We start from the raw sequence: 17,870 nt of genomic DNA on the forward strand, positions 1-17,870 counted from the left end.
AATATCGGACGCCTGGAGTTCGATATTCAACAGTCCTCCGGTCAGAACCCTCCGCTATCTCGATTCAAGACGTTGTCGCGGCATAGCGGCGGAACCACTCCAGGGTCGACAGCATCTTTCCGATGTGATGGCTCGGGCGGCGGCGGATGCCGTGCGGCTCGCCGGGGAAGCGTACGAGCGACGTCTCCACCCCGAGCAGCTTCAGCGCCTTGAAGTACTGCTCGGACTCGGACATCGGCGTGCGCCAGTCCTCCTCGCCCGTCACGATCCGCGTCGGCGTCGTCACGTTTTCCACCACGCTCAGGAGCGAGCGCGACTCGTAGTGCTCCACGTGGTCCCACGGGAAGCCGGGGAACCAGTAGTTGACGCCGTAGGCGGCCATGTCGGCCGTGAGCACGAAGCTGTACCAGTTGATGACGGGATACCACGAGACCGCGGCGCGGAAGCGGTCCGTCCGGCCCACGAGCCAGGCCGTGAGGACGCCGCCTCCGCTCCCACCCACGACGTAGAGCTGCTCTTCGTCCACATACCCTTCGTCGATGACCGCGTCGACGCCGGACATGAGGTCGTAGAAGTCGTCGCCGGGGTAGGCGTGGTGGATCAGGTTCCCGAACTCCTCGCCGTAGCTCGTGCTCCCGCGCGGGTTCGTGTAGAGGACGACGTAGCCCTGCGCCGCCATGAGCTGCTTCTCGAGGTCGAAGCGGACCCCGTAGTTCGAGAACGGGCCGCCGTGGATCTCGAGGATGAGCGGATACCGCCGCGACGGATCGAAGCCCGGCGGTTTGATGATCCAGCCCTGGATCGGCCGCCCATCGTGCGAGGACTCGTACCAGATCTCCTCGACCTCGCCGATCTCCCGCTTGGCCATCAGGTCGTCGTTGATGCCCGTGAGCACGCGGACATCGCTTCCGGGGCGACCTGTTGCGACTTCGGAGATCACGGCGGGCGTCGTGTAGTTCATCGCGAAGCTGCCGTCGTCGGCCACGGAGTACGTCGCTCCGGCATAGGCGCGGCCGACCCCGCCGACGTTGTCGGTCAGCACCCGGTGGCCGCTCCCGTCGTCGTCGAGGCGGAAGAGAGCGAGCTTCGTCATCCCCTCGTCGTCGTACAGCGCGTACAGGCCGGACCCGTCGGGCGTCCACGTGGCCCCGTACACCTCGCGGTCGAGTCCGTCGGAGAGGGAACGCGGGTCGCTCCCGTCCCGGTTCATCACGTAGAGCCGTGTGAGCTGGTAGCCCTGGAAGCGGTCGTCCATGCCGAAGTAGGCGATGTGGCGGCCATCCGGTGAGACGATCGGCCCGTCATCCGGGCCCCGGCGATCCGTGAGCTGCGTGGTCGTGCCGTCGGCGACGGAGACCTCGAACACCTCCGTATCCGCCACGAAGACGCTCTCCGTGTCCCCGCCCCGCGGGTCGCGTGACATGACGAGGCCCGTGCCGTCGGGCGTCCAGGAGAAGTGCGTCCCGCCGATCCCGTTGCCGGCCCAGTGGTTGTCGCCGCTCGTGATCTGGCGGGCCGTCCCCCCTTCGGACGGAACCACGAAGACGTGCACGAACCCGTGCGGGAGATCGCCCAACTGGTCGAAGCGATACACGAGTCGCTCGACGACCTGAGCGGGTTCGGCCCACTCCGCGCCTTCCGGCGGCGTCGGCATCCCCCCGATCGTCGGCGCCGGCTTCGGCACCAGCTTCCCGAACGCGATCTGGGTCCCGTCCGGCGACCACTCGAAGGACCGGGGCGGCTCGGTCACGTTCGTGATGACCGACGTCTCGCCCGAATCCATCCAGCGGACGTGAATCTGCGCGCTGCCGCTGCGGTTCGAGACGAAGGCGAGCCGCGTTCCGTCGGGCGACCAGCGGGGCGAACTGTCCGAGAAGTCCCCCGAGGTGAGCGGCCGGTGGCCCGACCCGTCGGAGCCTACGGTCCAGAGGTTCGAGAAGCGGCCGTCCGTCATGATGTCGGCGCGCTGGCGGACGTAGACGATCCGGCGGCCGTCGGGCGAGATCTGCGGGTCGCCCGCGATCTCGACCTCGAAGATGTCCTCCATGCGAAGCGGGCCGGATTCGGCCCCCGCCTGCGCAACCGCCGGCGCGGCGACGCACAGAAGGGCTGTGGCGGCAAGAAACGAAAGGGAGATTCGGGCACTGCGGAACGGGGCGATCATCGGACGCTCTCCGTGGCTGGGACGCGGGCTGCGCTGACACCTTCGGATCATAGACACGAAGGGGTGGAGCGGAACAGCAGTCACCCGACCGCAGAATGTGACCGGACAGCGGTTCGCGCCGTCTTTCGAGGTAGGCCTGGTGGATCTCACTCCATGCAGGACCTTGCATGAAAAGGAGAAACGCCGTGTACGTGATCACCCGTCGACACTGGTGTATCGGCATCGTGCTTCTCGGTCTGGCCGCATGCGGTGACGACAGCGATGGCGTCACTCCAGTGGATCCGGACCAACCATCGATTTCGGGTACGTGGAACGCGGTGCTTCCGGCAGGACGGCTGACGCTCGAGCTGCGCGAGGGCCCCCCCGGGGTCGTGACCGGCAGTTACAGCATGCCGGTCAACATCGGATTTGCCGTATCGGGTCCGATAGGGAGTGGCGATCACCGCCATCCCGACGTGCTCCTTCGCTGGTCGGCCCGACTCCCGGAGGCTTCCGGCGTCGATCTCGTTTCGGAGTGCACGATTGAAGGAACCGCAGGGGCCAACGGGATCTGGATCACAGGGCAGATCGTCTGCACCGAAGCTGAAGCGGTGCTGGAATCGCAACGCGGGCCGGTCACCGTCATCATCGGAGGCATCAACGCGCCGATCACGCTGAGCCGCCTTCGAATAAGCTGAAAAAGAAAGGGCCGCCCGTCGCCGGGCGGCCCTTTCCGAACTCACCGTTCGCCTGATGGCGGTCGGCAAATCACGCGACGCGGGTCACGTTCTCCGCGGCCGGGCCCTTCGTCCCGTCCGTAACGTCGAACTCGACGGCCTCGCCCTCCTTCAGAGTGCGAAAGCCGTCCGCCTGAATCGCCGTGTGGTGTACGAAGCAGTCCTTACCACCCTCTTCCGGGGTAATGAACCCGAAGCCCTTCTGGTCGTTGAACCACTTCACGGTACCTCTCGTACGCATTTCCTACTCCTTCGTTAGTCATGTCGGAGTTCGGGAAACCCGTCGCTGCCGACCGCTGACCTGTTCGACGCGGTCTCCCCCGCGCCAGGGTCGTGGCACCCGCCACGCAGAAAACTAAAGAAAAAGGGGCGACCCGTTGTTGAGAGGCCCCCCCGATCCTGCGATCCTGCCTTCTCAGTTCGACCGTGCCCGGTACCGCGGACGCCGTCCGAACGCGCGCAATGATCGCCTGCCGGACCTCAAACGTCAAGGGGCGCACCGACGTCAGGCAGTTTCGGTCCCCACGAGAGGGCTGCGCCGTTCGAGCAGAAGCACGTCGCGCCACCGCCCGTCGAGCCTCCCCAACCGCTCCCGTCGCCCCACGCGGCGGAAGCCGGCTCGTTCGTGGATGCGCAGACTTGCGACGTTCTCCGGAAAGATCCCCGCCTGCAGGGTCCAGAGCCCGGCCCGCTCGGACGATTCGACGAGCGCGGTCAGGAGCCTGAGGCCGATTCCGTCCCCGCGCGCGTCGCCGTCGACGTAGACGCTCACCTCCGCCACGCCGCCGTACACGCAGCGTCCGGAGACCGGAGCCAGGGCCGCCCACCCGACGACGCGCCCCTCCCGCTCCGCCACGAGCCGACAGCTATCAAGGTGACTCGCGTCCCACGACTCCCAGCCGGGCGCTTCCGTTTCGAAGGTCGCGTCCCCCGTCTCGATCCCTTCCTCGTAGATCCTTCGCACCGCATCCCAGTCCTCGTGACTGAGCGGGCGGATCTCGAGGATGGCCGGGGCGCGGGCTACTGTGCCTCCGAGAGAACCCTCTCGACGAGCGCCGTCGTTTCCGGTTCGAAGGGATGGAAGCGGCCGCCCCAGTACCCCCGAATCAGGCCCTCCGCGTCCACCAGCAGCGTGTGCGGCACGCCGGGATAGAGGCTGAGCGCCTGCGTGAGTCCGGGACCATCGCCGAGGAAGTTGGGATAGGTGATGTCGAACTCCTCCAGGAATCCCTCGACGAGCGCAACATCGCCCTCATCGATGGAGATCCCGACCACCTCGAAGGGGTCCGCCGCGTACTTCGCGTGCATCTGCTGCAACTCCGGCATCTCGTCGCGGCAGGGGATGCACCAGGTCGCCCACAGGTTCAGGACGACCACCTGGCCGCGGAACTGGCCGAGGTCCGCCGGCCGGCCGTCCAGGTGCGTCACCTCGAGCGGTGGGAGGGGGCGGTACGAGGCCGGGGCGCTTTCCGCCGGCTCGGGGGTCCGCGCAGCGGCCTCCGCCGCTCCCTCGCGCTCACCCCCGCGGCACCCGGCCGCGACAGCCGCAAGGGCCAGCGCCCCGAGCACGGCGCGCCTCATCGGTTCGACTCCAACTTGTCCATCGCGTTCTTCATCTCCCGTTCAAAATCCAGGTTCGTGGGCGTGGGGAAGACGCCGGGCGGCCGAGCATACGGCTGGTCCGTGATGACGACCTCCGGCTCCGTCGTGAGCGGCACATCTTCGGCGACGGCCTCGAAGGAGAGGTCATCCACCCACAGTTCTCCGTCGCCCGTGAGCATCGCCCCGATGAGGATCGTAACGCCTTCCGGCGGGATGTCCACCACGATGTCGCGCGTCTCCCAATCCTGCGTTCCCTCGACGCGCCGGTCCTCGCTGTTGTCCAGGGCGAGCATCGCGTACTTCCCCTCGAGGATGCCGTCCACCCGCACCCAGAGGCCGCCGGAATCGACGTCGTCGGCCCGCAGGTATCCGCGGAGACGCATCCGCTTTCCGCGGTAGGCGGTGGCGTCGACGAGCTGGACGCTCGCGGCCCACTGGCTGCGGCGCCGGTTGCCCCGCGCCTCGAGCCGCATGCTCGAAGACCCGGCATGGGCCACCTCGGGGTCGAGCCTGAGGCGATAGTCCGCGGCGTCCTGTCCCACGAGGACCCACGCGTCCGGAATCTGCGCGGCGAGGTCGCCGCCGGTCGCCGGGGCCAGGGCTCCAAGCGCCAGGATCGCCCCCGTCGCGAGTCTTCGGATCATCGCGGGATGAGCCAGAAATCGACCTGGCGGCCGTCGATGTACCACGTGCGCTCGCCGTCGAAGAACGCGTCCTCCTCGAGCATGATGCGCACCGGCTGTCCGCCCCATTCCGGAACCGGGACGGCCGCGTTGAGTTCGATCGAGTGCGCCGTGTTCGGGAAGAGCGGATAGTCGCCGCGCCCCGGCACGCCGCCCTGATTGTCCCAGAGACCGATCGTCGGTCCGGCGCCGTGGCCGTGGAAGCCGATCGGGTGCGTGTAGATCGTCGCATTGATCCCCTCGGCCTTCGCCTGCTCCAGCGCGCCGGCGAGGATCTCGTTTCCCGAACGCCCCGCGGCGAAGTTCTCGGTGAGGATGTCCTGGAGGCGGTTCCCGACGGCGAGCGCGCGGACGAGACCCGCGGGGGCGGCGTCCTCCCCCGGCTTCAGGACGTAGGCATGCTGTTGCGTGTCGGTGTTCAGGCGCAGGTACTTGATCCCGAAGTCCACGTGCAGCAGATCACCCGGACGGATCACGTTCTCGTCCGGAGGCGCGGAGAAGTCCCCCTCCCCTTCCCTCGCGCCGCCCGCCTGCTCATGGCGCTGCACGGAGACGCTCGGCTGGAACCAGGTCGCGAGCTTGAGTTCGAGGATCCGTTCGCGGTACCACCACACGACATCCTCGGTCGTCGTCACGCCGGGCTGAATCACCTTCGCGCTGAAGCCTTCGGCGATGATCCGGTGCGCGATCCGCACGATCTGGGGATAGACCTCCATCTCCTCGGGCGTCCGCGTCTCCAGCCATCCGATCGCGAGGCGCTCGGTCCCGGCCACCCGCTCGCGGTACTTCGCCGGGAGCGCGGCCATCAGCGCGTCGTACTCCGTCCCGGTGAGCCCGTCCGCGAGCGCGAAGGTCGAGGAACGGTTCACGGCGATGCGCTGCGGGTCGCGCTCGGCGATGACCTCCGCCACCCGCCCCCACTGGTCCGGCTCGCTGTCCGGGTCCCACGCGCGCGGGAAGGGGCCGATGTCGTACCGCGCCACCGCGAGCCGTTCCAGCGGCTGCCCCGGTCCCCGGTCGTGGAGGATGAGGACGGTGCGCCGCCGCGCCGCCATGTACGTGGAGGGCAGCATCGTCTCGATGACCGGATCCTCGTTGTATTCGCGGGCGGCGACGATCCAGAGGTCGACCCCCTCGCGGCGCATGATCTCGGGCGCCACTGTCTCGAGCCGCCCTTCCAGCCAGCGGTCGATGACGGCGGCCCGCTCCCGCAGCGGGAGGATGACGGGCATCGCCCCATCCGTCCGCTGGGCGTCCGCGAACCCGCCGTCCGGCGGCGTGGCCGACTGAGCCGCCGCGTGCGACGGACCGAGAGCCGCGGACAGGACGAGCAGGAGACCGGCGGAGAGGAGACCGGCGGACTGCACTCCGGGGCCCGGGAAGCGTGGTGTCGAAACGCGCATTTCGAATCTCCGTTGGAATGTCGAACGGCCTGAACCTACCGATTCCCCCGCACGCGGGAGAGGGCTCGGCGGGGCAGTGGCGGAAACGGTCCACGGCCCGCCATCGTAGGATCTTCCAGCGCCGGACCGGACGGATGCCTGATGAGGGATGCCCCGATGAAGGACATGGACTCGGATCTCCTGCCGGAACTCTACTCCCGGCAGGAACTGGACAAGGCCCGCCGGCGACACCGGATCGTCGGACGCATCGAGGGGATCGCGGCCGTCGTCGTCGCGGGCACGATTTTCAATTTCCTGGGCTGGATACCGACGGTCCTCGTGCTCGGCGTCGCCGGCTACCTCATCTACCGCTTCGTCCTCAAGCCCCGGAAATCGTCGAGATCGCCCGGGGCGTCCGAGGAGACCTGACGCGGGTCAGGGCCAGACGGCGAGAACGACCGCCTGCCCGATGAGGGCGACGGCGTTGAAGCCCAGGCTCAGGAAGAAGATCCCGGGCTTGCGGTTCTCGTAGGCCACGCCCTGGTACCCGACGTTGAGAACGAATCCGATCGTGACCAGCAGCCCCACGTGGACCCCGATCATGGCGCCGGAGCCGCCCATCACGGCGAGGAGCTGCGCCAGGACGTAGGCGGTGACGAGCGAGAGGACGAAACTCGCCCCATGCGTCTTCACCGGGTTGAAGTCCTTCTGGATCTCCTCCGCGGTGGTCTCCATGAGCGAGAGCCACTGCTTGCCGAAGATCGGGCCGTACCACAGAAAGCCGACGACCATCGGAACGACTCCGGCGACCAGGACGGCGAGCCAGTTGACGTCTTGCACGGTCTATCTCCTTTGGAGCGGGAGGCGGATCGCCGACGGGCGGTCGGCGGCGTGATGAACGGTGTTCTCGGCCGGGACCATGCGCGTGTGGCGCCCGAGCGGTTCGCCCGTATTGGGGTTCACGTCGAAGCGGGGATAGTTGGAACTCGAGATCTCGAGCCGGATTCGATGGCCGGCCCGGAACAGGTTCGCCGTCGGGAAGAGCCGGATCTCCATTTCATAGACGTCTCCGGGCGTCATCAACGTCTCGCGCTCGCGGGAATCCCGATAGCGGGCGCGAAGAATTCCGTCCGTGATATTGAGGTCGAATCCTTCCGGATAGTCGTCGTTCGGGGGATAGACGTCGACGAGCTTGGCGGTGAAGTCGGTGTCCGGGGCGCTGGACGAGGTCCACAACGTGACGGTAACCGGGCCGATGACCTCCAGATCCTCCGCCAAGGGTCCGGTCTCGAACACGAGCACGTCGGGCCGGTCGGCGGTGCGCCGGCCGTCGACCTCGGAGGCGAAGAAGCCGTTCTCGGAACCGCCCTCGAGCGACCGGAAGGCGCGCTCGCGCTGGTCGTAGCCGCCCCGCTTCAGCGCGCCGGAGAAGGCCCCGCCGATCGTGGGCACCGGGTGCTCGGGATCGTACGTATAGGCGGTCGATCCCCCATCGCGGCCCGGTGGATCGCGCGTAAGTCCGCCGCCCGCGCGGAGATAGAAGGGCGTCGCTTCGGTATCCTCCAGCGGCCACGTCTGCGCGGTGCGCCACTCGCCGCCGTGGAAGAGGCGTCCGTTCTCGTCCCGGCGGCCGTCGCCGCCTCCCATGACGAAGATCGTGACCGGGCCGGCCGCCTCGCCCGCCAGCCGGTCGTCGCTCTCGAACAGGTCGGTCGCACGCTGCCCCCGGAGGTGCCGGTCGAACCAGCGCAGGTGAAACTCGCGCGAGAAATCCTCCACCGCGGCCTCGGCCCCGAACTCGATGTCGCCGGCATGGGAACGGCTGTTCCCGCCGTGCGTCCACGGGCCCATGAGGAGCGTCATGGGCGACGACTTCCGACGCGAGAGTTCGACGAAGCTCTGGATCGTGCCCGGGGCGTAGGAGTCGTACCAGCCGCCCACGTGCAGCATCGGGATGTCCGACGTCTGGTCGTAGTACTCGACCCAGTTGCGGCCGATGCCGCGATAATAGTCGTCATAGTCGCCGTGGTTCTGCATCGTGAGGTAGTAGTCCTCGAAATTCGGCGCGACGGAGAGCGGGTTCTCGCCCTTTCGGAAGGGCGTGTCGGGGAACCAGTCCGATGGCGGCTCCTCGGCGAGCCGGAGGCGGATCTCCGGGTCGTCCGCGACCGCCGCGAGCTGCAGGTGGGCCCAGCCGAGTTGCTGGCCGAGTTCGAGCGCGCCGTGGTTGCGGACCTTGTGCGTCCAGGCGTCGGAGAGCCCCCCCATTGTGAGCACGAGCGTCCTGAGGCCCGGCGGGTTCAGCTTGGCGGCGTCGGCCTGCGTGTGCGCGCCGTAGGAGGTGCCCCACATGCCCACGGAGGGCTCCGCGTAGTCGAGCCCCGTGATCCACTCGATGGTGTCGTAGCCGTCGGGCGCGTCGAACTCGTGGTACTTCTGGAAGGTGCCCTCCGAGGCGTAGAGCCCGCGCGTGTCCTGCAGGACGACAATGTAGCCGTGCGTCGTGAACCAGCGCGCCTGGTCCACGAGTCCGCGCGAGGTCTTGTCGTACGGGGTCCGGTGGAGGAGGACCGGAAACGGGCCATCGACGGGCTCGTATTCGCGCGAGGGGCGGTAGACGTCGGTCGCGAGGCGGATCCCGTCGCGCATCTCAACCATGAGGTCCGTCTCCACCTGGAGGGCGTCGTAAGGGCCGCGCCCCGCGGCGTCCGCCGCCGCATCCAGGACCGCTTCCGTCGCATCGCCGGAGCGGGTCGCATCGCCGCAGGCCGCGAGCCACGGCGCTCCCAGCAGGGCGAAGGCAGCGACGGCGCGCCTCATGCCGCGACTCCCGCCCGGGCCGTCGAGAGGGCGTCCACGAGGTCGTCGATGTGCGCGAGTTCGTCCACGCGTTCGAGCCGGTCCAGCGCGCCGTCGATCTGCGCGTCGTCCATCACGAGGCTCGCGCAGTCGCGGAACTTGTCACGCAGTTCGTCCCGGGTGAGCGGCCGCTCCGGCCCGCCCGGATACGTGTCCGCCTCCGTGTGAAGCTCGGTCCCGTCGCGGAGCCGCACGTCGATCGCGCTCCGCATGCGGTCGTACCCGCGGGCGTCGATCTCTTCGTCGAACCGGACCGTCACGCGGCGCATCATGTCCGCCGCCTCGTCGGAGAGCACGAAGTCGTCGTGGAACTCGCGGATCCCGGCCCGCCGCCGCAGGACGATGCTCGAGAGGACGAAGGGGATGCAGAACTTCGCCTCGAGCTCGTTGCGGGGCACGGGATACCGGAGGGGGTTCAGGATGTTGTGTCCGGCGCGGAACGTGATGTGCGCGACGTCGTCCGGTGCGAGGTCGTGCTCCGTGACGAGTTCGAGCATGGCGGCCATGCTGGGGTGGCCGAGGCTCCCCGACGGGAACGGCTTCACGGAGACGCCGGGGTCGAGCAGCGTGTAGGGGGAGCCCAGCGCGCCGACCAGCCGCTCGGGCTCGAAGCCGCCGCCGAAGACGCGGAAGAAGCCCCACGGCGCTTCCAGCGCATCGTGCCCGGCGGTGAAGCCGCGGGCGGCGAGGTCGACCGCCAGGATGCCGTTTTCCGCGGCCCGGCCCGCGTGGAGCGGCTTCGTCATCGTGCCGAACCCGAGCCGGATCCCCGACGAGAGGCTGGCGGCGATCCCGAGCGCCATCGCGAGGTCGTCCGCCCGCAGGCCGGCGAGTTTCGCGGCCGTGGCGCAGGCGCCGAGCGTGCCGATCGTCGCCGTCGAGTGGAAGCCCTCCATGTAGTGCCGCGGGTCGATCGCCTCGGCGATCTTGCACTCCACTTCGAACCCGACGAGGAAGGCCTCCAGGAACTCGGCACCCGTGGCCCCTTCCCTCTCCGCCATGGCGTATCCCGCCGCGAGAGGCGCGACCGTCGGGTGCGTGAGGAGGCCGAAGATCCGGTCGGGCGCGTTCGAGAGCTGCGTGTCGTCGAAGTCCATCGCGTGGCCCGCCGTTCCGTTGGCGCGCGCCGCGAGCGAGGCCGGTGCGCGCGCATCCGGCGGACCGATGATCGTCGCCTGCGCGTTCCCGCCCTGAACCGTGATCTGCTCCTGGACGATGCGGGAACAGGAATCCGTCGACCCGGCGAGGATCACGCCGGTCCCGTCGGTGACGCAGCGCCGTCCCTCGGACAGCAGCCGCCCCGGAAAGTCGTCTATCGTCGTCTCGAGTATGAAGTCGATGACCGCACGCGTTGCGCTCACTCGTGTTCCTCTTGTTGGGGTTCGTTGTCGTGTGCGTCGGATTCGTCGTGTGTGTCGGGCCCGGGTCCGGGTTCGGGCGCTCGTGTCCTCCCGGAGATCAGGCGGCTGCGGACCGCCGGGGCCGCGAAGCTCACCGCCGCGAGCAGGATCAGAACCAGGCTGATCGGGCTCTCAAGGAAGATCGAGTGCGACCCCGAGGACAGGCTCAACGCCCGCCGATAGTTCGTCTCGATCATCGGACCGAGGATGAGGCCGAGCACCGCCGGCGCGAGCGGGTATCCGCCCCGCAGCATAGCGAAGCCGACGAGCCCGAAGAAGAGGGCGGCCCACGCATCCGCCGCGTTGCCGCGGAGGGAGAACGTGCCCACGAGCGAGATCGCGACGACGAGCGGCATCAGGATCGACGGCCGCAGCCGGACCACCCGCGTCCAGAGGGGGATCCCGAGGCGCCCCACGGCCAGCATGAGCAGCACCGCCACCACGAATCCCGCGTACAGCGCGTAGACGAGTTCGGAGCGCTCGGTCATGAGCAGCGGGCCGGGCGCCACGCCCTGCACCGTGAGGCCTCCGAGGAGGACCGCGGCGCTGGCGGAACCGGGGATCCCGAGAGCGAGCAGCGGGATCATCGCCGCCCCCACGCAGGAGTTGTTCGCGGCCTCCGGCGCCGCGATGCCGGCCGGCAGGCCCGTCCCGAACCGCTCCGGCGTCTTCGAGACCCGCCGCTCCTCGTTCCACGCCACGATGGAAGCGATCGTCGCCCCGGCCCCGGGGATGGCCCCGATCAGACCCCCGATGGCGGATCCCCGCAGAATCGTGCGCCACAGTCCGAACAGTTCGCGAGCCTTCGGGAGGGCGCCGGCGATGCCATCCCCGGGAGGCGTCGACCGACGACGGCCCGTCACCGCCTCCAGCGCCTCCGCGATCGCGAAGAAGCCGATCAGCATCGGGACGAGCCCGAGGCCGTCCATGAGCGCGTTGGTGCCGAACGTGAGCCGGGGGGCTCCCGTGAGCACGTCGAGCCCGACGATGAAGAAGAGGAGCCCGAGGAGCGCGCTCACGATCCCCTTGAACGGATCCTTGCCCACCAGATTCGCGACGATGGAGAGGCCGAACACGCCGAGTCCGAAGTACTCCGCCGGCCCGAAGGCGATCGCCGCCCGCGAGAGCGGCCCCAGCGCGAGGACGAGGAGGATGGTGCCGAGGAGCCCGCCGCTCATGCTGGAGAAAAGGGAGATCCCGAGGGCGCGTCCCGCCTCGCCGCGCCGCGTCATGGCGTATCCGTCGAAGGTCGTGGCGAGGGCCGGCGAACTCCCCGGCACGCCGATCGCGATTGCGGTGATCGAACCGCCGTACTCCGCCGCCATGTAGATCGAAACCATCATCAGGAGCGCCGGCGTCGGGTCGAGGGCGAAGGTGACAGGGAGGACGAGCGCGAGTCCCACCGTCGAACTCAGCCCCGGCATCGCGCCCGCGAACACGCCGAGCAGGCTCCCCGCGAGGAGCGCCGCGAGGTTCCCCGGCTGGAGCGCCGTCAGCAGGCCATCGAGAAACGCGGACATGGCCGGCGGATCAGAACCCGGAGGGGAGCGGCACGCCGAGCGCCACGATGAACACGAGATAGATGAAGGCGGCGAAGGCGAGCGGCACGGAGATGAGCGCGAGCCGCGAGCGCTCGCCCGTCAGCCACATGAGCCCGGCGACGAGGAGCGGAACCGACGCCACGGTCCCGAGCCGGGGCCAGACGAGGAGGAAGACGGCGATCCACGCCGCTCCCAGCCCCAGGCGGGCGCCGCGGCCGGCTCCCGAGCCGGTCTTCGCGTTCCCGCGGGAACGTCCGGCATCCGACTCCGGCGGCTGTCGCGCGGCCCGGATCGCGAGCCAGGCCGCGCAGCCCATGAGCAGCACGGCGAGCAGCCGGGGGAAGAAGGCCGGACCCGGCGCCCCCTCGGCCAGCGATCCCGGGTAGGAGCGCGAGTCCAGCAGCACCCCCGCCGCCACGACGGCGAGCAACCCGGCCTCCGCGAGCAGGCGCAGCCGCGCGGCCCCGCCCGCGGAGGAACTACTCATCCAGAATTCCCAGCCGCCGCAGCATGTCCCGGCTCGTCGCCACCTCCTCGGCCATCCAGGCGCCGAACGCGTCCGCGTCCGCCATCGTCGCGTATTCCAGCGCCGCCCGCTCCATGTATTCGCGGAACTCCGAGTCCTCGATCGCGGCCATCAGCCGGGCGCGCAGGTCCGCGCGTAGCGCCGGATCCAGCCCCGGCGGTCCCACGACGCCGCGCCAGTGGACCGGAGTCAGGTCGTATCCCTGCTCCGCATAGCTCCGCGTGTCCGGGAGCGCCTCGACGGGAAGCGCCACCCCCAGCACCCGCATCGTCCCCGCCCTCAGGTGCTCGCGCACGATGTTGTAGTTCGTGTGCGCCGCATCCGTGTGCCCGCCGAGCGCCGCCACCACGGCGTCCGCCGACCCCTCGTACGCGATCCAGCGCACATCCGGGTCCCCCGCCGCCGCCCTCAGGCGGGCGAAGCCCAGGAAATGGGCCGACGCCGCTCCGAACCCCGACACCGAGACCTCGCCGGGCCGGGCGTGCGCGGCCTCGAACAGGTCGCCGAGCGTGTGGAAGGGACTGTCGTCCCGCACCGCGATCAGGAAGGGGTCGATCTGGATGCGGAGGATGGGCGTGAAGTCCTCGGGCGAGAACGGAATCCGCCCCGTCGCCATGTTCACGGTGCCGCTCGCCGTGAAGACGCCGAGCACATGCGGGTCGCCCGCACGTCCCTGCATGTACTGCATGCCGGCGGCACCCGCTCCGCCCTGCCTGGTCATGACGGTGACGCGCCGGCCCTCGAAGTGCGGCGGCGCGGCCTCGGCCAGGGCCCGCGAGAGGAGGTCCGTCGGTCCGCCCGGCGTCGCCCACGAGACGATCTCAATGGGCCGGCTCGGAAACGCCGCCTCCTCCCCGGCCGACGAGCAACCGACCGCGGCGACCGACATCACGGCTAGGCCCGCCCATCTCCTGGCATTCATGGAGGGAATGTGACGTCTTCGTCCGGGACAGGCCACGGGGAGGCCGGAGGCCGGCGGGCGCGGATCTCCCGGGCTGGTGGCGGCGGGCGGGCGTTCGGTAGACTGCCCCGCATGAGCGAGCTCGAAGGCGAGAGGATGACCGTGGCGGCGGGCCGTGGCTGGCGGCGTGACGTGTGGCCGGGGGTCCACTGGATCCAGGAGTGCGGCGGGCACCGGGCCGGGATCGCGCAAGCGGTGCTGGAGAGCGGCGCAGAGTGGTACAAGCCCGGGAACGAGCTTCACATCCCGCAGAACGCCTACCTGCTGACCGGCGAGCGGACGCTGCTCTGGGACACGCTCTCTCCGGCCTCCGGCCACATCCTTCTCCCGGCGCTCGAGGAACTGCTCGGGGAGCGGCCGCTCGACTACCTCGCCCTCTCGCACCCCGACGTGCCCCACGCGGGGAATACGATGCAGGTGCTGCGGCGCTATCCGGACTGCCGCCTCGTGGCGCCGGCGACCGGCGAGACGCACGCCCTGTACCACCTGGACGACGCGATGAAGGTGGGGCCCGAGGACCAGATCGATCTCGGCGGACTCCGGGTCCGCTTCCCGGAGGCGACCTTCCTCGACGCCGCGATTCACACGTGGATGAGCGAGGAGACGACCCGCACGCTCTTCACGGTCGACTGGATGGGATTCCCGCATCAGAGCGGCGAATGCCTGCGGCGGACGGACGAGATCGACACGGCGGTGGACGTCGGGCGCCTCGAGGAGTTCCACAGCCGGGTCATGTTCTGGTACCAGTACGTGGTTCCGGAAAAGGTGACCGCGGCGACCGACGCGCTCGCGGCCCACTTTGACGGCTACGGGTTCGCGCCGGCGCACGGACTCCCGATCCCGGGGGAGGACGCGGCCCCGTACTACGAGCGCCTGAACGAGGTCGTGCGGCGGGTGGCGGCGGGCGGGCGCGGGGGCGTCCTGTGAGCGGGGGCGTCCCGTGAGCGCGATCGGCCTGGGCGGCGGGGTCTCCTGGGTCCACGAGTGCTTCCCGGAGACCGACGCCCACATCCACGTCTCCGTCTACCTGGTCGAGGCGCCGGAGGGGGCGATCCTCATGGACTCCGGCTCCTTCCATCACCGCCAGCGCCTTTCGGACCGGATCGGCGACGCCACCGCGGGGCGGGGCGTCGACGCCGTCATCCTGTCCCACTCCGACTATCCCCACTCGGGGAACATCCCCGCCTTCCGCCGGGACTGGGGCGACTTCGAGATCGTCGCCTCCTGCGGCGACCCCGACCTCCAGGGCCTCCCGTACGCGCGGCGCACGAAGATCGGAGACGTGACCGAGGTGCTGGGCCGGCGCTTCATCGTCCTCGACCCTCCGCTCGCCGACCGAAATCACACGACGTGGGTCTACGACGAAGCCTCGCGCACTCTCTTCGTGGCGGACGGCTTCGGGACGCTCCACGCCCCCGGCGCCTGCGACATCGACTGGGGCCGGATCCCGGAGGACGGACGCGCGGAGGGCGTGCACGAGTTCCACGCCCAGACGCTCCCGTGGCTGCGCTATGCGGACCCCGAGCGCGTCATGGGTGCGCTGCATGCCATGCTGGAACGGCACCCCCCGGCCTGGATCGCCCCGATCCACGGCCCCCCGATCGCCGAGGCGGACGTGGACCGCTACATGGCCGACCTGAGCGACGCCCTAACCCGCATCACGGAACGCCACCGCCTCTGACGACGCTCGCCGGGCGACCGCGCAGATTCGGGAAGCGTGGCGCGCCGGTCAGGCCGGGGAGGGCGAGGACCTCGTGATGGCCGAAGGGACGCGTGGGGGGGTCGCAGGCGAGTTTTGGGGCTCCGGTACGGGGACGCCGTTCTTCAGCATCGTCTCAATGAACAGGCGTTGCGCTTCTCGCAATTCGGCTCGGGCCTCGGCCTCCGTCCGCCCCTGCGCAATACAGCCCTCCAATTCCACGACGCGCGCAACGTGGAAGGCGCCGTGACGGCGCTCGTCGCGTGTGACTTCGATCGTGTACGGCAGCGCCATGTACCGGTCAGCTTCGCTCATTGCAGTGTCTCCATGACGTCCGGATGCCGGGGATGATAGAAGACCGTGTGATTGCCCCCCTCGCGGCTCTCGAACCCGTGGACCGCATAGTAACGTACGATGTCGCGCCTCCGACAAGTGCCTCTTGAGTGTTTCAATCGCTCCCGGAGCTTTTTCCGGCGGGTCAAGAGTCGCCCAGACCGGCTTTCAGCGGTCGATCAACTCTTCAAGGTCGCCCTCGGAGGCGGCGCCGACGATTCGCGCGTGCTCCGACAGGAATGTCGGAGTGGCGGTGATCCGCCAGCGGTCGGCGAGCGCGGCGTCGCGGGCGAGGCGCTCGGTCGTCGCGGGGGAGTTCAGGCAGCGGACGAGAAGCGTTCCCGCGGACTGCTCGGATTGTTGTCATAAACCGCTTTCGATAAACGATTTACCGGCATATCGACGGCATTCGTCCCACCAATATTTCTGCCGGGAAGAACTGGATTCCACTGGCCCTTGGTGGAGGCCACCGGACGTAAGCGTTCGGTCAAGCCGTGGTCTCGAATCCCTGACGGGTTCACCCCAGATGGCGGTCGATCCACCGACGAGCGGCCCTCTCCACCTCCATCAGGACGGTGGGGGAAGCGGAGATTAGGACCCATGGTGTCGGAACGATGTGGTCTGTTCGGCAGCCGCGCAAAGGCGTTCGCGGCTGGCAAGCACCCTCGGCTGGGCTTGCCGGGGATGGGTCCAGCCGCCGCACTGGCGGCTCAACGGTGACACCGCCGAAGAGCGGGTGGATCGCCTTCATAAAGGTGCCGACCTACCGTTCCTCCACGGCGTGACCGAACGGTCGAAGCATGGCTTGCTCGGGGAGAGGCTGTAACCGTCACCCGCTCTTTCGTCCCAAGGCTCTCGCTGCAGAAAAATCTTGTCGCGTCGTCGGGGCAGACATGCAAGCCCAGGACCGTTTTCTCCCCTCGGGCTTGCATCGAGCGACCCACTCGCACACCATCCGCCGCCAGTAGGCTGGTCGCCCCGCTCCACGTCCCGCGGGCGACTTCGGCCTTGCTCGAGTACGCGGCGAACCGACCGGGCTCGCCCCGCAAGCGTTGGTCTCGCATCCGGTGCATGTTCACCGGAGATTCCCAACCCCATTTCTCGAAGAGGATTCATGAAACGGTTTCTATTCGCTGTCATCGCTCTTGCCATCGGCCTCGTGTCCTGCGGGGAGACGGGCGATCCCCTATCCCCGAGCCTCGCGTCGGTGCCGGTCGCCGTTGAATCGGGCGCGGCGCTGAAGAGCGAGGTCGAGGAGCTTCCGCCGGGCGAGGAGGTGGCGGCCCGCATCCTGAAGCCGGGCTGCGTGATTCACTATCGTATCTCATCGGACCTGTACGTGGTGCAGTGGTTCAAGATCGCGCACAGCGAGGCGGCGAAGAAGGGTTCGGAGGGTCTTCAGGTCATCGTCCACGAAGTCAACGTGAGCGTGACCCGACCCACCGAGGAAGGGGAGGAGGACGGCGAGACGGAGACGCTGCCCGCCAAGCTCGACATCCGAGCTGTTTGCAAGGCACCCGCCACGGAACTGGGCGAGTCGGAGAACCAGGACTGGATGAAGGCTCACTTGGGCAACAAGGGTCTCGACTTCTCCACCGCGTCGGAAGACGAATCGGCCTCGCGCGGCCCGTTGGCCGAGGCCGCGCACTTGGCATGGTCCGGTATCCTCGGGCTCGGGAAGCAGTTGCTCCCGGCCCCGCTGAGTGCGCAGGAAGAGGGCGAAACGTGCGCCACTTGGGCCTACACCGGCAGTGCCGGCATCATCTGCACGCGTTGGTCGATCGAGATCACCTGCCCGTTTGGATTCGACTACGAGCCCTCGTCCGGGCAATGCCGAAACAACGGGTTTGGCGGCGGAGTGTCCCCCGGCCCGGGCGGCGGTGGTGGCGGAGGAGGATCCAGCCCCGGCGGTGGTGGCGGCAATGGGGGCGGCGGCCAGGGAGAAGGCGAGGGCGAAGGAGAAGGAGAAGGCGAGGGAGAAGGCGAGGGAGAAGGCGAGGGAGA

At 69.0% G+C, this 17,870-nt stretch carries 17 protein-coding genes; 5 read left to right on the forward strand and 12 right to left on the reverse strand.

Going from position 1 to position 17,870, the window contains the following annotated elements; all coding sequences use genetic code 11:
• Positions 1 to 64: 64 nt before the first annotated feature.
• On the reverse strand, positions 65 to 2,164 hold the full coding sequence (locus RN901_RS06525; protein ID WP_310757169.1) for a S9 family peptidase: 2,100 nt from the start codon (positions 2,162 to 2,164) through the stop codon (positions 65 to 67).
• A 167-nt stretch (positions 2,165 to 2,331) separates the two neighbouring features.
• On the opposite strand from RN901_RS06525, the gene RN901_RS06530 reads away from it, so the two are divergent.
• Positions 2,332 to 2,841: a hypothetical protein gene (locus tag RN901_RS06530; RefSeq protein WP_310757171.1), complete on the forward strand. Its 510-nt coding sequence runs from the start codon at positions 2,332 to 2,334 to the stop codon at positions 2,839 to 2,841.
• A gap of 70 nt (positions 2,842 to 2,911) precedes the next feature.
• Here RN901_RS06530 and RN901_RS06535 read toward each other — a convergent pair whose 3' ends face one another.
• The 5 genes from RN901_RS06535 to RN901_RS06555 all read right to left on the reverse strand — a co-directional run bounded on the left by RN901_RS06535 (position 2,912) and on the right by RN901_RS06555 (position 6,568).
• Complete coding sequence (locus tag RN901_RS06535) at positions 2,912 to 3,121, reverse strand: cold shock domain-containing protein (RefSeq protein WP_310757173.1); 210 nt, start codon at positions 3,119 to 3,121, stop codon at positions 2,912 to 2,914.
• Between the two features lie 264 nt (positions 3,122 to 3,385).
• A complete protein-coding gene (locus RN901_RS06540) occupies positions 3,386 to 3,886 on the reverse strand; it encodes an N-acetyltransferase family protein (protein WP_345782359.1) in 501 nt (166 codons plus the stop codon).
• A gap of 14 nt (positions 3,887 to 3,900) precedes the next feature.
• Positions 3,901 to 4,461: a TlpA disulfide reductase family protein gene (locus RN901_RS06545; RefSeq protein WP_310757175.1), complete on the reverse strand. Its 561-nt coding sequence runs from the start codon at positions 4,459 to 4,461 to the stop codon at positions 3,901 to 3,903.
• Positions 4,458 to 5,126, reverse strand: a complete 669-nt coding sequence (locus RN901_RS06550; protein WP_310757177.1) for a hypothetical protein — start codon at positions 5,124 to 5,126, stop codon at positions 4,458 to 4,460. Before RN901_RS06550 ends, RN901_RS06545 begins: the two co-directional genes overlap by 4 nt.
• Entirely contained in the window at positions 5,123 to 6,568 is a 1,446-nt protein-coding gene (locus RN901_RS06555) for a M24 family metallopeptidase (RefSeq protein WP_310757179.1), read from the reverse strand. The genes RN901_RS06550 and RN901_RS06555 overlap by 4 nt, the downstream gene beginning before the upstream one ends.
• Positions 6,569 to 6,709: 141 nt before the next feature.
• Here RN901_RS06555 and RN901_RS06560 point away from each other — a divergent pair, with 141 nt between their 5' ends.
• Entirely contained in the window at positions 6,710 to 6,976 is a 267-nt protein-coding gene (locus tag RN901_RS06560) for a hypothetical protein (RefSeq protein WP_310757181.1), read from the forward strand.
• Positions 6,977 to 6,982: 6 nt separating this feature from the next.
• On the opposite strand, the gene RN901_RS06565 is transcribed toward RN901_RS06560, so the two are convergent.
• The 6 genes from RN901_RS06565 to RN901_RS06590 are packed head-to-tail and all read right to left on the reverse strand — an operon-like array spanning position 6,983 to position 13,762.
• On the reverse strand, positions 6,983 to 7,387 hold the full coding sequence (locus RN901_RS06565; RefSeq protein ID WP_310757183.1) for a DUF1761 domain-containing protein: 405 nt from the start codon (positions 7,385 to 7,387) through the stop codon (positions 6,983 to 6,985).
• A 3-nt stretch (positions 7,388 to 7,390) separates the two neighbouring features.
• Positions 7,391 to 9,367 carry a CocE/NonD family hydrolase gene (locus RN901_RS06570; RefSeq protein WP_310757185.1) on the reverse strand — a complete coding sequence of 659 codons (1,977 nt, stop codon included), beginning with the start codon at positions 9,365 to 9,367 and terminating at the stop codon, positions 7,391 to 7,393.
• Positions 9,364 to 10,767 carry an MmgE/PrpD family protein gene (locus RN901_RS06575; protein WP_310757187.1) on the reverse strand — a complete coding sequence of 468 codons (1,404 nt, stop codon included), beginning with the start codon at positions 10,765 to 10,767 and terminating at the stop codon, positions 9,364 to 9,366. Before RN901_RS06575 ends, RN901_RS06570 begins: the two co-directional genes overlap by 4 nt.
• Positions 10,764 to 12,326 (reverse strand): tripartite tricarboxylate transporter permease, encoded by a 1,563-nt coding sequence (locus RN901_RS06580; RefSeq protein ID WP_310757188.1) that lies wholly within the window; start codon positions 12,324 to 12,326, stop codon positions 10,764 to 10,766. The genes RN901_RS06575 and RN901_RS06580 overlap by 4 nt, the downstream gene beginning before the upstream one ends.
• Positions 12,327 to 12,336: 10 nt before the next feature.
• On the reverse strand, positions 12,337 to 12,834 hold the full coding sequence (locus RN901_RS06585) for a tripartite tricarboxylate transporter TctB family protein (protein WP_310757190.1): 498 nt from the start codon (positions 12,832 to 12,834) through the stop codon (positions 12,337 to 12,339).
• Positions 12,827 to 13,762, reverse strand: coding sequence for a tripartite tricarboxylate transporter substrate binding protein (locus RN901_RS06590; RefSeq protein ID WP_310757200.1), 936 nt, complete (start codon positions 13,760 to 13,762; stop codon positions 12,827 to 12,829). Before RN901_RS06590 ends, RN901_RS06585 begins: the two co-directional genes overlap by 8 nt.
• 144 nt (positions 13,763 to 13,906) lie before the next feature.
• On the opposite strand from RN901_RS06590, the gene RN901_RS06595 reads away from it, so the two are divergent.
• The 3 genes from RN901_RS06595 to RN901_RS06605 all read left to right on the forward strand — a co-directional run.
• Entirely contained in the window at positions 13,907 to 14,761 is an 855-nt protein-coding gene (locus RN901_RS06595; RefSeq protein ID WP_310757192.1) for an MBL fold metallo-hydrolase, read from the forward strand.
• A 13-nt stretch (positions 14,762 to 14,774) separates the two neighbouring features.
• Positions 14,775 to 15,515, forward strand: a complete 741-nt coding sequence (locus RN901_RS06600; protein ID WP_310757194.1) for an MBL fold metallo-hydrolase — start codon at positions 14,775 to 14,777, stop codon at positions 15,513 to 15,515.
• A 1,465-nt stretch (positions 15,516 to 16,980) separates the two neighbouring features.
• Positions 16,981 to 17,870, forward strand: an 890-nt coding sequence (locus RN901_RS06605; protein ID WP_310757196.1) for a hypothetical protein, incomplete at its 3' end; no start/stop codon positions are given.

It is taken from the genome of Candidatus Palauibacter soopunensis (assembly GCF_947581735.1).
Taxonomy (GTDB): Bacteria; Gemmatimonadota; Gemmatimonadetes; order Palauibacterales; family Palauibacteraceae; genus Palauibacter; species Palauibacter soopunensis.